The following is a 14,112-nucleotide window of genomic DNA, read 5'->3' on the forward strand; positions in this document are numbered from 1 at the left end:
CAGAGGCTTCGTATGGCACGCTGAAACGCTGCGAACTTTTGTTAAGGGACACTAGATGCCCCTGAGCCGCTCGCTGACCCTGCCCCTGCTGACTCTGGCCCTGGTCGGTCTGCTGGCCATGGTGCTGTCGGTGGGCGTGGGCAGCGTTGCCCTGTCACCGGTCCAGGTGGGGGCGGCATTGTTGGGAGAGGGCAGCAACCTTCATCAGACCCTGGTGCTGGAGCTGCGCCTGCCCCGGACCCTGGCGGCCTTTGCCACCGGTGGCCTGCTGGCGGTGGCCGGCGCCCTGATGCAGGTGCTGCTGCGCAATCCCCTGGCGGACCCCTATGTACTGGGGCTGTCCGGGGGTGCCGCGGTAGGGGCGTTGCTGGCCATGCTGGCCGGGCTGGGCGGCGTCATTGTTTCGGGTTCCGCGTTTGCCGGGGCTCTGCTCGCTACCCTGATGGTGTTCGGCCTGGCCCATGGCACCGGCAGCTGGACGCCTTCCCGCCTGCTGCTCACCGGGGTGGTGGTGGCCGCCGGCTGGGGCGCGGTCATCACGCTGATCCTGGCCATCAGCCCCACCCAGCGGTTACCGGGCATGCTGTACTGGCTGATGGGGGATGTGTCCTATGCGCGCACGCCCTGGCCGGCGCTGATTCTGCTGGTGCTGGCCTGCCTGCTGGTGCTGCCCCTGGGCCGGAGCCTGAACGTGCTGGCCCGGGGGCCCATGCAGGCGGCGGCCCTGGGGGTCTCGGTCCGCCCCCTGGAATGGCTGATCTATGTGCTGGCGAGCCTGCTGACCGCGGCGGCGGTTACTACCGCTGGCAGCATCGGGTTCGTGGGTCTGGTGGTGCCCCACATGCTGCGGCTGATGCTGGGCAATGACCAGCGCCTGATTCTGCCGGCCTGTGCCCTGGCCGGCGGCACCCTGCTGGTGCTGGCGGACACCCTGGCCCGGGTGGTGATTGCGCCGGAACAGTTGCCGGTGGGGGTGATCACGGCCCTTCTCGGGGTGCCCACCTTCCTCTACCTGCTGTACCGGAGCCGCTGATGAATCCGCTGCAGGTGAGACAGCTCGTAATCGACATTCCCGGCCGGGCCAGCGGCCAGGCCCTGGACTTTACCGTGGAACCGGGCCAGATCTGGGGCGTGCTGGGCCCCAACGGCGCCGGCAAGACCACGCTGTTGCATACCCTGGCCGGATTGCGGGCGCCCCGCAGTGGCGACATCCTGCTGGGCGCCGAGTCCCTGGCGGGCCTGAAACGCCGAACCGTCTCCCGTCAGCTGGGACTGGTGTTCCAGGATCGCCAGGACGGCTTTCCGGCCACCGTGATGGAGACGGCACTCATCGGCCGGCATCCCTGGCTGTCACCCTGGCAGATGGAAGGCGGCGAGGACCTGGCCATGGCCGAAAAGGCCCTGGCGGTCATGGACGTGAGCCATCTCGCGGACCGCCTGGTCAACACCCTGTCTGGCGGCGAGCGCCAGCGGGTTGCCATTGCCACGGTGCTGACCCAGAACCCCGGCACCTGGCTGCTGGACGAGCCCACCAATCACCTGGATCTTCATCACCAGGTGGCGGTGATGAATCTGTTGAAGCAGCAGGCCTCCGAGGGGCGGGCGGTGTTCATGTGCCTGCACGACCTGAACCTGGCGGCCCGCTGGTGCGATCATCTTTTGCTGCTGTATCCCAGCGGCGATGCCTGCTGGGGCCCGGCGGGGCGGATGCTGGTGCCCAGTGCGCTGGAAAGCCTCTATGGCCAGAGACTGATAACAACGGAACTGGACGGGGCGCCGGTTTTTGTCCCGGTCAGATCATAATGATGCAGATTGATCGAGGCGAGTGGGGGACCTTTTTCCGGGACCGTCAAAAACAGGGATGTTTTTGTCGAGCCTACACCGAGGTATCTACGGCGTCTCCCGGAAGAAGGTTCCCCGCTTGCCGCTGCCCCATGGAAGATAGGAAGAGGAAACTGCTACTTGCCTGAAGCAACAATACCAGCCGCCATGATCACCGCCCCGGGCTCCGGTCAGGGCAAATCCATGGTCACCGCCGCCCTGGCTCGCCTGCACCGTAACGCCGGCCGCAAGGTGCGGGTGTTCAAGCATGGCCCGGACTACCTGGACCCGATGGTGCTGGAAGTCGCGTCCGGCCAGCCGGTATACCAGCTCCATCCCTGGATGACAGGGGAGGAGGAGTGCCGCTGGCGCCTGACCGAAGCCGCCCGGGACGCCGACCTGATTCTGGTGGAGGGTTCCATGGGCCTGTTCGATGGCGACCCCTCCACGGCGGACCTGGCGAAACTGATGGGCCTGCCGGCACTCCCCGTGATCGACGCCCGGGGCATGGCCCAGACCTTTGGTGCCGTCGCCCTCGGGCTGGCCAGCTTCGACCCGCAACTGCCGGTCCGCCAGGTGATTGCCAACCGCATTGGCAGTGCACGTCATGGAGAAATGCTCCGGGCGAGCCTGCCGGAGTGTATCAGCCTGCTGGGCGCCATTCCCCGCCATGAGGCCATGGACGTACCTGACCGGCACCTGGGGCTGGTACAGGCCGGTGAAATGGCGGATCTGGATCGTCGCCTGGATGCGGCGGCCGGGGTATTACTGGAAGCAGGCCTGGGCGAGTTGCCGGTGCCGGTCACCCTGACAGGCGAACCACCACGGCCAGTGCCAGCGCTGCTGGAAAGCGTGACCATCGCCATCGCCCGGGACGCCGCCTTCAGCTTTCTCTACCGGGCCAACCTGGACCTGCTCCGGGCCATGGGGGCGGAACTGATCTTTTTCTCGCCGCTGGCGGACAGCCGGTTGCCGGGAGCGGATGCACTGTGGCTGCCCGGTGGCTACCCGGAGCTCCATGGCGCGACACTTGCTGGCAATCGGCCCATGGCCGAAGCCATTCGTCAGCATCATGCCGCCGGTAAACCCATCCTGGCCGAGTGCGGCGGCCTGATGGCCTGCATGGACTCCCTGGTGGACCGGGAAGGCCATACGCACACCCTGTTCGGCCTGATGCCGGGCCAGACTGTAATGGCAGACCGGCTGCAGGCCCTGGGCCTGCAGGGCCTGAAAACAGACCTGGGCGAGCTGCGGGGCCATACCTATCACCATTCCCGCCTGGACACCCCCTGGCAGCCGGCGGTCCGTACCCGCAGGGTGACGGGGGCCGAAGGCGAGCCGGTGTTCTCTCACAACGGCCTGTTCGCCAGCTATTTTCACGGTTATTTCCCCTCCGCGCCGGAACTGGTGGCCGCCATGTTCCGGGGCGAGGCCATTTTCCAGAAGGAGACTTCCCATGCGTGAACGCGCCAAGGACCCCGAACGTCATGCCCGACGCATGGCGGCCAAGCAGAAGATCATGCAGGAGCGCATTGCCCGGGCACAGAAGGAGCAGGGCGTGCTGCTGGTACTCACCGGCCCCGGCAAGGGCAAGAGTAGCTCCGGCTTCGGCATGGTGGCCCGGGCTCTGGGCCACGGCATGAAGGTGGGTATCGTGCAGTTCATCAAGGGAGCCTTCAGCACTGGCGAGGAGGCCTTTTTCCGGGATCTGCCCAATGTGGACTACCACGTCATGGGCCAGGGCTATACTTGGGAAACCAGGGACCGCGAACAGGATGTTGCCGCCGCGAATGCGGCCTGGAACGTGGCGGCCAGCATGCTCGGCGATGACAGCTATGACCTGGTGCTGCTGGACGAACTGAACATTGCCCTGAAGTACGACTACATCGACCTGGACCGGGTGTTGGATGACCTGCAGGCCCGGCCGGAGATGCAGCATGTGGTGGTGACCGGTCGCAACGCGCCACCGGAGCTGATCGAGCTGGCGGATACGGTCACCGAAATGGGTGTGGTCAAGCATGCCTTCAAGGATCAGGGCGTCAAGGCGCAGAAAGGCGTCGAACTCTGATGAAAGGCGTGCGGTTGCTGGTGTTCGCCGGGGCATCTCAGGGGCTGGGGGCATCTTCTTCCGCCGTAATTTACAGCACGTCCCTGTGCTGTAAATTCCTCCGCGGCGTCCCTGCCGCTGCTCCAGAAGACACCCCCACCCCCTTTACGTGGCCGCAGGCTCGGCGATCGTGCGGGAGCAGTTTGTGACGACACTGATGGTTCAGGGTACTACTTCTGACGCTGGCAAGACCACGGTGGTGGCGGCTCTTTGCCGCTGGCTGGCCAGGCAAGGGGTGTCGGTAGCGCCATTCAAGCCCCAGAACATGGCACTGAACAGTGCGGTAACCGTGGATGGTGGCGAGATCGGTCGCTCCACCGCACTCCAGGCCCTGGCCTGTGGCCTGGAACCTCACAGTGACATGAACCCGGTACTGCTCAAGCCACAGAGCGACCGGGGTGCCCAGGTGATCCTGCGGGGCAGGGTCCATGGCAACATGGATGCGCTGGACTACCACGCCTACAAGGCCGAGGCCATGAAGTCAGTACTGGCAGCCTGGCGGGATCTCAGTCAGCGATACGACGTGATCATCGCCGAAGGCGCCGGCAGCCCGGCGGAGGTCAATCTGCGCACCGACGACATCGCCAACATGGGCTTCGCCGAAGCAGCGGACTGTCCGGTGCTGCTGGTGGGGGATATCGATAAGGGCGGTGTGTTCGCCCAACTGGTGGGTACGCTGGAGCTGCTTTCGGCGAGTGAGCGCGAACGCACGGTGGGTTTCATCATCAACCGGTTCAGGGGGGACATGGCACTTCTGGAGCCAGGGCTGGACTGGCTTACCTCACGCACCAGCCGGCCCGTCATCGGCGTGCTGCCCTACCTGCACGGCCTGATCGTAGACGCCGAAGACAGTGTCGGCACCAGTGGCGCCAGCGAAGCCGGCGCCCTCAATGTCGTGGTCCCGCTGTTGCCACGCATCAGCAACCACAACGACTTCGACCCGTTGCGCCTGCACCCCGGCGTGAACCTCCGGTTTATCGCGCCGGACCAGGCCATCCCACCAGCGGATCTGATCATCCTGCCCGGCAGCAAGAGCACCCGCCACGACCTGCAGTGGCTGGAACGGCAGGGCTGGTCTGCAGCCGTCCGTAAACACCTTCGCTACGGCGGCAAGGTCTTAGGCATCTGCGGCGGTTTCCAGATGCTTGGCAGGGAAGTCACCGACCCGGATGGCCTGGAAGGCGAGCCCGGTTCCACCGGGGCCCTTGGTCTTCTGGATATGACCACGCGGATGGTGGCGGGCAAGCAACTGAAGAACGTCAGCGGGACTCTTGTGTTCGACCAGGAGGCCACGTCCTTCACAGGCTACGAGATGCACAATGGCGTCACCACCGGCCTGGCTCTCGATCGTCCGATGGCCCTGCTGGGGGAGCAGCCGGACGGCGCGATAAGCGACGATGGCCAGATCTTGGGCACCTACGTTCACGGCATCTTCGACCAGCCCGCCGCCTGCCAGGCCATACTGGGCTGGGCGGGGGCGAGGGGAGAGCACACCGCCGTCAGCTACGACCAGCACCGCCAGAACCAGCTGGACCGGCTCGCGGATAAGGTGGAACAACACCTGGACACCGCCTGGCTACGAAAGCAGTTGGCCCTCTGAATACGCTTTAAAACGCTGCGTCCACCGGACGTCTGACGCCAAAACGGCCCTCGTGAACCACATGGATATAAATCTCCGTTGTGCCGACATCGGAATGGCCGAGCAATTTCTGAATGGTCTGGACGCGCCTGCGCTGACGCTTCGGCACGCCGCAAGGCCAAGGCATTAAATCATCTTTGGTTCCAAAGCAGCGAAGTGAATAGGAAAGCCAGGGAGGCAGGAACCGAGTAACCTCCCCCGCTTTATCCTTTTACCCCCTGATCAGCAGCCTCATTACGACCGGGGTGACAACGCCTGGTTGTTTTCTATACTTGATTGGCGTCGGGCTGGTTCCCGGTCATGCAGTGGGGATGAGCCTTTTTAGCTGATGACGCAACCGTTCCACACCAAGACGGACTCATGCACGACAGCCACGATAAAGGATTAGAGTCGCCATGAATAACAACACCGCAAGGGATACCGAACAAACGCCGACTCAGCCCACCGATACGGGCGGACATGTGTTGTCCCTTCCTTTGGGAGAACTGCAGGTCGACCGGGAGCCCCACAGTTACGAGCGCTGGATGATTGGCAAGCTGCTTAGAATGGCAGGCTCTCCTCCGGTAAGGTTCCGGCTGTGGAATGGAGAGGCCATAGAGCCGGATCAGGGGAAGGCGGATTTCACCCTCCAGGTAACCGATCCCAAGGCGTTACGGTCACTGGCTGCCAACCCCAATCTTGCGTTCGGAGACCTGTACAGCGCCGGTCGGCTGCAGTTGATCGATGGCGACCTGCCGGATCTGCTGGAAACGCTCTACCGCCATGTCCACCGGGCGATGCAGAACTGGCCGAGATGGCTTGAAACGCTGTGGAGGAATCATGCCCCACGTGCCACCGGCATCGACGAGGCAAGAGAGAATATCCATCACCACTACGACCTGGGCAATGAGTTCTACCGCCTGTGGCTCGACCAGGCTGAAATGCAGTACACCTGTGCCTATTTCGAAACGCCGGATGCAACCCTTGAGCAGGCCCAGCTGGCCAAGCTGGAACATGTCTGCCGTAAACTCCGCCTGGGGCCGGGCATGACGGTGGTTGAGGCCGGCTGTGGCTGGGGAGGGCTGGCCCGTTACATGGCCCGTCATTACGGTGTGAAGGTGCATGCCTACAACATTTCCCGGGAACAGATCGCCTTCGCCCGGGAAGAAGCGGGACGCCAGCAACTGGATCACCTGATCGAGTACGTGGAGGACGATTACCGCAATATCAAAGGCGAATACGACGCCTTTGTCTCCATCGGCATGCTGGAGCACGTTGGCAAGGAAAACTACCAGGCCCTGTCCGACCTTATCAAGCGCAGCCTCAAACCGGACGGGCTTGCTCTGTTACACAGTATCGGGCGCAACCGGCCCATGCTGATGAATGCGTGGATCGAAAAGCGGATTTTTCCGGGTGCCTACCCTCCCAGCATCGGAGAATTCATGGGCATCTGCGAGGCCAATGACTTCTCGGTGCTGGATGTTGAAAACCTGCGACTGCATTACGCCCAGACCCTGACCCACTGGAAGGAACGCTTCGACCAGAACGAGGACAAGGTCACCGCCATGTACGACGAACATTTCACCCGGGCCTGGCGGATGTACCTTTCAGGCTCCATCGGTGCCTTCCGGGCAAGCTCCCTGCAGCTGTTCCAGGTGGTATTCAGCCACGGGGAAAACAACAACATCCCCCGAAGCCGACAGGATCTGTACACCTCACCCGCCACGCCAGAGGAAGCCTGATGGACCACTACGATCTGATCATCATCGGCGCAGGCCCGGCAGGCTCAACACTCGCGACCGCCCTTGAAGGCAGTGGCAAGCGGGTTCTGGTGATCGACAAACAGGAGTTCCCCCGTGACAAGACCTGTGCCGGCTGGGTAACACCTGCGGTCATGGAAAGCCTTTCCATCGACCCGCAGCATTACGGCGAGGGCCGCACCCTGCAACCGATACGTTGCTTCCGTATCGGCATGATGGGGCAGGCGCCGGTGGAAAACGACCATGGCGACATCGTCAGTTACGGCATCCGCCGGTGCGAATTCGACTATTACCTGCTGGAGCGGGCCCGGTGCGACAAAGCCCTGGGGGAGCCGGTCAGGTCCATCGAGCGGGACGGTGAAAACTGGGTGGTCAACGAGCGCTGGCAGGCGCCCCTTTTGGTCGGGGCGGGTGGTCATTTCTGTCCCGTTGCCCGCCTGCTGGGCGATGGCCCCGGCAGTCACGAGACCGTTGTGGCGGCAAAGGAAGTGGAGTTCAGGATGACACCCGAGCAGGCCGAGGCCTGCAGGGCCAGCGGCGACACGCCGGAACTCTGGTTCTGCCGCGACCTCAAGGGCTATGCCTGGATCTTCCGTAAGGACAACTACCTGAATATCGGGCTGGGGCGGGAAGACAATCACAAACTGTCGGATCACCTGAACCACTTCCTCGACGAAATGAAGCAGACGGGTCGCATTCCCTCCGATCTGCCCGGCCGCTTCAAGGGCCACGCCTACCTGCTCTATAACCACGCCCACCGCCCCCTGGTGGACGATGGTGTGCTTCTGCTCGGCGACGCCGCCGGGCTTGCCTACACCCAGAGCGGAGAAGGCATACGCCCGGCCATCGAGTCCGCGTTGCTCGCCGCGGAGGTTATCCGGTCTGCGGGAAATACCTCAGCAGACTCTCTCCAGCCGTACGGCGAAGCCATTGCCGAACGCTTTGGCAACCGTGCGGAGCAGCCCGATAACGGCTGGCAGCTACCCCAGTGGGTCAAGACACCCCTGGCCGGCACATTGATGCGCTCCCACTGGTTTACCCGCAGGGTGGTGACGGAGAAGTGGTTCCTGCACCAGGAAGTGCCGCCCCTGAAAGCGGCTCTGGAAGCAGCCTACTGATCCAGGTACGCCCGGATCTCCTTTCCGACCAGGTCCGGGTGCGTCATGTGAATACAGTGTCCTTCGGTTGGCAGTATCCGCAGGGTGCTCCGGGGCATGCGGGCGTGCATGTACTTGCCCACGTTCTCGTCGGCCAGGGCATCCGTCCCGCTCTGTAATAACAGCGCGGGATGTTTTGCAGCAGGCAGCAGGTGCCGGTAGTCGGCGAAGAAGGTGGCCTGGGCGAAGGTCTTCGCCACCAGTGGATCGGTGGAGCAGAAACTGTCTGCGAGCTCGCCGATCAGCGCATCGGAACTGTGTGTGCCCATCACCAGCGGGGCGAGGTAACTGGCCCAGCCGATGTAGTTCCTGTCCATCAGTTCAACCAGTTCTTCCAGGTCCGCCCGCTTGAACCCGCCGTGGTAATCCGGCGGGTCGTTCAGGAAGCAGGGGGAAGGGCAGACCATGATATGGCTGGCGAAGCGCCCGGGCTCGCTGAGGGATGCCAGCAGGCCGATGGTGCCACTTACGGAATGGCCGACAAAGTGGACGTCGGTAAGGTCCAGCGCCTGGCAGATCTCGACAACATCGCGGGCATAGCCTTCAAGAGAGGCGTAACGCGAGGGACTGAACGCTGACAGCTGGGATTTGCCGGAGCCCACGTGATCAAACAGAACCAGGGTGTAATGGGCACTCAGCTCAGGGGTAAGGTAGTGCCACATATTCTGGTCGCAGCCAAAACCGTGGGCAAGCATGAGGGTCTTTTGTCCCGAGCCGATGATCCTGACGTTGTTTCGTGCTGCGATCTGCTCTTTTGTCGGCATGCTAACTCCCCTCCTCCAGGTCGACTCTGTCGTGGCTGTCAGCCTTGAGGAACTTGTCGTGAAATCCATGCTCTCGCCAATCCCTTACCCAGGTCTCAAGAGCCCCGGCAGGCATTGGCCTGGCGATATAGAACCCCTGCCCCCATTCGCAGCCAAGGTCGATAAGACGCTGGCTGTGCTGCCAGGTCTCGACGCCTTCGGCGATGACATTGCACTCGAAGGCGCGGGCAAAACCGATGACTCCCTTGAGGATGGCCAGATCACCCGCATTTGTCAGCATATCCTTGACGAAACTGCGATCTATTTTGAGGGTGTCCACGGTCAGGTCCCGGAGGTGACCGAGTGTCGAGTATCCTGTGCCGAAGTCGTCGAGGGACACCTGGATGCCGAGGGACTTGCAGGCGGTGATTACCGAGGAAATCTGATCAACGTCTTCAATGGTGCTGGTTTCGAGCACTTCAAGCTCAAGCAGCTGCTTGGGCAGTTCCGAAACGTCAGCCAGCATACGGCTCAGATCGGCGAGAAAATCCGGGTGCTGAAGATGGTATCCGGCGATGTTGATGCTGACGGGCAACTCCAGACCCTGCCGGTGCCAGTCCTGAAGCTGTGCCAGGGCATTGGCGATCACCCACCGCCCCATTTCCAGTCCCACCGGGGTGTCGTTGACAGCAGCCAGGAAGGTTGCGGGTCCCGTCAGGCCGAGGACGGGGTGGTTCCACCGCAGCAATGCCTCCGCACCCAGTACCTGGCCCGTCAGCATGTTGATCTTGGGCTGGTAATAGAGCTCGAATTCGCCGGCTGCAAGGCCGGAACGAATCGCCGCGAGCTCCTCGTTCCTGTCCCTCTGGATTTTTTCACGGTCCGCATTGAACAGGCAGAGCTGGTTACGGCCGGCGAGCTTGGCCTGGTACATGGCCTGGTCGGCCTGGCGGATCAGCTGGTCGGGGTCGATTTCTTCCGACTGGGGGTACAGGGTCACCCCCACACTTGCGGAGATCTCCAGGGGTTCTGAATCCACCTCAAAAGGCTCGGCCAGCTGCTGAACCAGACGGTTGAGCGACTCCTCCGCCGTGCCGGTGCTGAAATCGCCGTGCATCAGGATGACGAATTCATCGCCTCCGAAGCGGGCGATCAGGTCGTCACTCCTGAGATTGCTGGCCATGCGCCTGGCCACCCGTCGCAGCAGTTTGTCACCCATCTGGTGGCCATGCTGGTCGTTCACTTTCTTGAAGCCGTCCAGATCGATAAAGGCAAGGGCGAAAGCGGACTGCCCGGCTCTCACGTTGCTCATCTGCTGGCTCAGGTGGCGTGTCATGGCGGTGCGGTTGGCGAGGCCTGTCAGCTGGTCGGTATCGGACAGGGTATGAAGCTGGGCCACTTTCTGCTGAAGGAGTTCCCTGGCCTCGGCCAGCTCCTGGAACATCCGCTCCGCCCGGCTGGCGCTCGACAGGCTCCAGTAGATCCGCCCGCCGCCGGTATCGTCACGCCAGATGTTGGCCACCACGGGCAGAGCATCCCCCGCGCGACTCACCAGGCTGAGGCGAATTTCGTCGCAAGAACCTTCCCGCAGCAACAGCGGTACGATATAGCTGTCGTAGATAATCTGGGATGCCCGGGTCAGCAACGTGAACAGGTCGGCCCCGGCCAGGTCGTGGGCGGCATGGCCGAAGCGCTTCTCGAAGAACACATTGCTATAGAGAATCTGACGCTTCAGGTCAGAGACGAGACAGCCCACCGGAAAGTCGTCGAGGGAGAAAAGGTCCGGCCGGCTCATAGAGTATTCCGGAGTGGTGCCAGCATGGACTCGAACCTCGGGAATGAATGGTAGGTTTCTAGCCTATTCTCACCGTAAACGTGCGGGGTTGCGATGGTGAAAGTGTAACCATATTTTAACGGTTGACCAGAATGTCCTTTACCGCGGGTGGAGGCACCGGCAGGGCCGGAGCCGGCGGCCGGTAGCACCTCAGGAAAACCGGCGGCCCCCGGCAACTGTGATAGAGTGAATCCAATACGGCAGTAAAAGGAGACTGTAATGAAATGTCCGATCTGTAGTGACGAGAACCTGGTTATGGCTGATCGCCAGGGTATTGAGATTGACTATTGTCCGAAATGCCGGGGGGTGTGGCTGGACCGTGGTGAGCTGGACAAGATCATCGAGCGCTCCGGTCAGACGGCCGCGCCGGCCCAGCCCAGGCAGGACTCCCGTGAGCCCTCCAGACAGTCCGGCGATTACGGCTATCGCAAGAAGAAGAAAGGCGGCCTGCTGGGTGAGCTGTTTGACTTCTGACATGGCCGGAGGGTCCCGGCCCGTGTCGGGCCCGACAGGGAGCACCCAGCGCGGCCGGGAAGGTACGGCCCGGGCCCTGTCTTCGGATCTGCGGGGCGCCGGTCAGCTGGTTACGGATGCTGTTGGCGGTGTGGTGGACGTGGTCGAGTCCATGCATCGCAATATCTCGGGCCTGGCGCCAATTGTCGGTCCTTCGCGGCAGGGCCCCACCCGGGGCATTACCGGCCTGGTCTACCGCAGCGTGCGGGGCATATCCCGCGTCGCCGGCAGGGGTATTGATAGTGCCCTGAGGCAGCTCGGACCCCTGCTGGAATACCGGGGGGTCTCCGATAAGCGCGAGAACATGCTGGCGACCCTCAATGGCGTGTTGGGTGACTACCTGGTTGCCACCGGGAACCCCTTGGCGATTCCCATGAGCTTCCGTAAAGACGGCCAGGCCCTGAATCTGGACAAGGAGTCGCTCGAAGGCGCATTCCCTGCTCCTTCACCAAGAGTCCTGGTCATGGTCCACGGCCTGTGCATGAACGATCTGCGCTGGCAGCGCAAGGGTCACGATCACGGGGCCGAACTGGCCCGTTCCCTTGGCTATACGCCCCTGTACCTCCATTACAACAGTGGCCTGCACATCTCCACCAATGGCCGCGAGTTCGCCGGGCTGCTTGAACAGCTGGTCCGGGCATGGCCGGTGCCGGTGGAAGAGCTGGTTATTCTCGGGCACAGCATGGGAGGCCTGGTTGCGCGCAGCGCATGCCACTACGGGCGGATTGCGGGCCACTCCTGGCCTGATCGGCTGAACAGGCTGATATTCCTCGGGGCGCCCCATCACGGCTCACCCCTGGAGCGGGTTGGCAACCGCGTGGACGCACTTGCCGGCGTGAGCCCTTACGTCGCGCCCATTGGCCGGTTGGGAAAAATCCGCAGCGCCGGTGTAAAGGACCTACGGTACGGCAACCTGGTTGATGAAGACTGGGCGGGGCTTGAGCCGGAGCATCCCCATGATGCCAGAGCAATTGTTGCGCTACCCGCCGATACCGAATGCCTTGCCATAGCGGCGACAATGCAGTCCGAGCCGGATGACACCGGCGCCTTTACCCGGGGAGACGGCCTGGTACCTGTCACCAGTGCCCTGGGGCTGCACGACGATGCCGAGCGGGTGTTGCCCATTCCGGTTCACCACCAGAGCGTCTTCTCCCGACTCGGGCACTTCGACCTGCTCGACAGTCAGGAGGTCTACGAGCGGATCCGCAGTTGGCTGGCCAGGGACTGACGGCACGGCTGCGTGGCTTTTTCATCGGTGCGCGTCTGGGTCAATACCGGCAATGAAATCAAGCACGTTATAACAGGATGGCATTGATTGACGTTATCCTTGCCGTCAGCGCCGCCGGATAGCGGCTGACATCTGCAGGTTCGTACCAGAAGAGGGTTGAATGTCGTTTCAGAGTCACTTTCACCGATACGCCCGCTCCTTCCGTCGGGGGCTCCACGTGCTGGCCGCCCCTGTGAAAGGTGACAGTGGCCGTGGAGGCCTGTTTATCCAGGCTTACCGGGGCTTCGGTTCCCGCAACCGACTGTTCCTGATGGGGCGGGTTTTCCGGCAGCCGGGTTTCGGAGCCTCGCTGAGGGAGGACCGGCTGCGCCGGGATCTCATCGACCTGGTGCGCCGGCTGTTGCGCAAGCCCATAACGGGAGCCCGTGTGCGGGTGCGCTACAAGGACACCGATACCATCGTTGAAACGGACCGGCACGGCTTTTTCCGGGTCGACATGGAGCTGGGTTCGATGCCATCGGATGTTTCCTGGCATGAGATGGAGCTTTCCCTGGACAAGCCGTCCGACGACCGGGCCTCCACCAGCGGCGAATTCTTCACCCCACTTTCCCATGCCCGTTACGGCGTCATAAGCGATATCGACGATACGGTCGTCTACACCGGCGTCGCCAATACCGCCATGATGATGTGGCGCCTCTTTGCCCAGGGTGCTGAGAGTCGCGTGGTGTTCCCGGGGGTGCCCGCACTGTACCAGGCATTCCACCAGGGTTGCGAAGGGCGGGAGGGAAACCCGCTGTTCTACGTTTCCCGGGGGCCCTGGAGCATCTATGAAGTGCTGGTGGAGGTTTTCCGCCGGAACCGGATACCCCATGGGCCGATCCTTATACTGCGGGAATGGGGCATGAAGCGTGGTAGCCTGATGCCCCGGAGGGCAAAGGATCACAAGCTGGACTCGATACGTCATCTCCTTGAAATGTACCAGGATATGCGCTTTGTCCTCGTTGGCGACTCTGGCCAGCGTGACCCCGAGATATACAGCGACGTCCTGCGGGAGTATCCCGACCGTATCCTGGGTATCTACATCCGTGATGTCAGCAACACACCAGAGCGATCAGAAGCCATCGCCGAGCTGGCAAGGGAAGCCCGGGAGACGGGGTGCGACCTGATACTGGCGGCGGACAACGTGGCCATGGCCGAACACGCGGCCGACCAGGGGCTGATCGATCCCGGCGCTGTGGACGCGGTGCGGGAGGAACAGCGTCGCTCCGGGCAGGAAGACGACTGATGCTTCCATCGCGGCATGGCTTGAGGTCCTCCAGGGCCGGCTCCGG

At 62.8% G+C, this 14,112-nt stretch carries 12 protein-coding genes; 10 read left to right on the top strand and 2 right to left on the bottom strand.

Annotation, left to right across the window (positions count from 1 at the left end; all coding sequences use genetic code 11):
- The first annotated feature begins 55 nt into the window (after positions 1-55).
- The 7 genes from BM346_RS15325 to BM346_RS15355 all read left to right on the top strand — a co-directional run bounded on the left by BM346_RS15325 (position 56) and on the right by BM346_RS15355 (position 8,424).
- Positions 56-1,033: a FecCD family ABC transporter permease gene (locus BM346_RS15325; RefSeq protein ID WP_092015174.1), complete on the top strand. Its 978-nt coding sequence runs from the start codon at positions 56-58 to the stop codon at positions 1,031-1,033.
- Positions 1,033-1,803: an ABC transporter ATP-binding protein gene (locus BM346_RS15330; RefSeq protein WP_092015177.1), complete on the top strand. Its 771-nt coding sequence runs from the start codon at positions 1,033-1,035 to the stop codon at positions 1,801-1,803. The genes BM346_RS15325 and BM346_RS15330 overlap by 1 nt, the downstream gene beginning before the upstream one ends.
- A gap of 159 nt (positions 1,804-1,962) precedes the next feature.
- Entirely contained in the window at positions 1,963-3,285 is a 1,323-nt protein-coding gene (locus BM346_RS15335) for a cobyrinate a,c-diamide synthase (protein ID WP_228704342.1), read from the top strand.
- Positions 3,278-3,889, top strand: a complete 612-nt coding sequence (gene cobO / locus BM346_RS15340; RefSeq protein ID WP_092015183.1) for a cob(I)yrinic acid a,c-diamide adenosyltransferase — start codon at positions 3,278-3,280, stop codon at positions 3,887-3,889. The genes BM346_RS15335 and cobO overlap by 8 nt, the downstream gene beginning before the upstream one ends.
- Before the next feature lie 184 nt (positions 3,890-4,073).
- A complete protein-coding gene (locus tag BM346_RS15345; RefSeq protein WP_092016011.1) occupies positions 4,074-5,528 on the top strand; it encodes a cobyric acid synthase in 1,455 nt (484 codons plus the stop codon).
- A gap of 434 nt (positions 5,529-5,962) precedes the next feature.
- Positions 5,963-7,288 (top strand): SAM-dependent methyltransferase, encoded by a 1,326-nt coding sequence (locus tag BM346_RS15350; RefSeq protein ID WP_092015186.1) that lies wholly within the window; start codon positions 5,963-5,965, stop codon positions 7,286-7,288.
- Entirely contained in the window at positions 7,288-8,424 is a 1,137-nt protein-coding gene (locus BM346_RS15355; protein WP_092015189.1) for an NAD(P)/FAD-dependent oxidoreductase, read from the top strand. The genes BM346_RS15350 and BM346_RS15355 overlap by 1 nt, the downstream gene beginning before the upstream one ends.
- Here BM346_RS15355 and BM346_RS15360 read toward each other — a convergent pair.
- Both BM346_RS15360 and BM346_RS15365 read right to left on the bottom strand, forming a co-directional pair.
- Positions 8,418-9,227, bottom strand: coding sequence for an alpha/beta fold hydrolase (locus BM346_RS15360; protein WP_092015191.1), 810 nt, complete (start codon positions 9,225-9,227; stop codon positions 8,418-8,420). The genes BM346_RS15355 and BM346_RS15360 overlap by 7 nt on opposite strands.
- A gap of 1 nt (position 9,228) precedes the next feature.
- Positions 9,229-11,001: a putative bifunctional diguanylate cyclase/phosphodiesterase gene (locus BM346_RS15365; RefSeq protein WP_092015194.1), complete on the bottom strand. Its 1,773-nt coding sequence runs from the start codon at positions 10,999-11,001 to the stop codon at positions 9,229-9,231.
- Positions 11,002-11,259: 258 nt separating this feature from the next.
- Between BM346_RS15365 and BM346_RS15370 the strand changes: the two genes are divergently transcribed.
- The 3 genes from BM346_RS15370 (at position 11,260) to BM346_RS15380 (ending at position 14,066) form a co-directional block, all read left to right on the top strand.
- Positions 11,260-11,514 carry a TFIIB-type zinc ribbon-containing protein gene (locus tag BM346_RS15370; protein ID WP_092015197.1) on the top strand — a complete coding sequence of 85 codons (255 nt, stop codon included), beginning with the start codon at positions 11,260-11,262 and terminating at the stop codon, positions 11,512-11,514.
- 22 nt (positions 11,515-11,536) lie between these two features.
- Positions 11,537-12,781 carry a lipase family alpha/beta hydrolase gene (locus tag BM346_RS15375; protein ID WP_206675659.1) on the top strand — a complete coding sequence of 415 codons (1,245 nt, stop codon included), beginning with the start codon at positions 11,537-11,539 and terminating at the stop codon, positions 12,779-12,781.
- 160 nt (positions 12,782-12,941) lie between these two features.
- The gene (locus BM346_RS15380; protein ID WP_092015203.1) at positions 12,942-14,066 is read left to right on the top strand and encodes an App1 family protein; all 1,125 of its coding nucleotides are present in this window, start codon (positions 12,942-12,944) and stop codon (positions 14,064-14,066) included.
- Positions 14,067-14,112 lie beyond the last annotated feature (46 nt).

The sequence above is a fragment of the Marinobacter daqiaonensis genome (assembly GCF_900115285.1).
GTDB lineage: Bacteria > Pseudomonadota > Gammaproteobacteria > Pseudomonadales > Oleiphilaceae > Marinobacter > Marinobacter daqiaonensis.

Excerpts from the sequence above, each read along its gene's own strand:
- BM346_RS15355 (WP_092015189.1), top strand. The coding sequence starts at position 7,288 with ATGGACCACTACGATCTGATCATCATCGGCGCAGGCCCGGCAGGCTCA.
- BM346_RS15360 (WP_092015191.1), bottom strand. The coding sequence starts at position 9,227 with ATGCCGACAAAAGAGCAGATCGCAGCACGAAACAACGTCAGGATCATC.
- BM346_RS15325 (WP_092015174.1), top strand. The coding sequence starts at position 56 with ATGCCCCTGAGCCGCTCGCTGACCCTGCCCCTGCTGACTCTGGCCCTG.
- BM346_RS15370 (WP_092015197.1), top strand. The coding sequence starts at position 11,260 with ATGAAATGTCCGATCTGTAGTGACGAGAACCTGGTTATGGCTGATCGC.
- BM346_RS15365 (WP_092015194.1), bottom strand. The coding sequence starts at position 11,001 with ATGAGCCGGCCGGACCTTTTCTCCCTCGACGACTTTCCGGTGGGCTGT.
- cobO (WP_092015183.1), top strand. The coding sequence starts at position 3,278 with ATGCGTGAACGCGCCAAGGACCCCGAACGTCATGCCCGACGCATGGCG.
- BM346_RS15380 (WP_092015203.1), top strand. The coding sequence starts at position 12,942 with ATGTCGTTTCAGAGTCACTTTCACCGATACGCCCGCTCCTTCCGTCGG.
- BM346_RS15330 (WP_092015177.1), top strand. The coding sequence starts at position 1,033 with ATGAATCCGCTGCAGGTGAGACAGCTCGTAATCGACATTCCCGGCCGG.
- BM346_RS15350 (WP_092015186.1), top strand. The coding sequence starts at position 5,963 with ATGAATAACAACACCGCAAGGGATACCGAACAAACGCCGACTCAGCCC.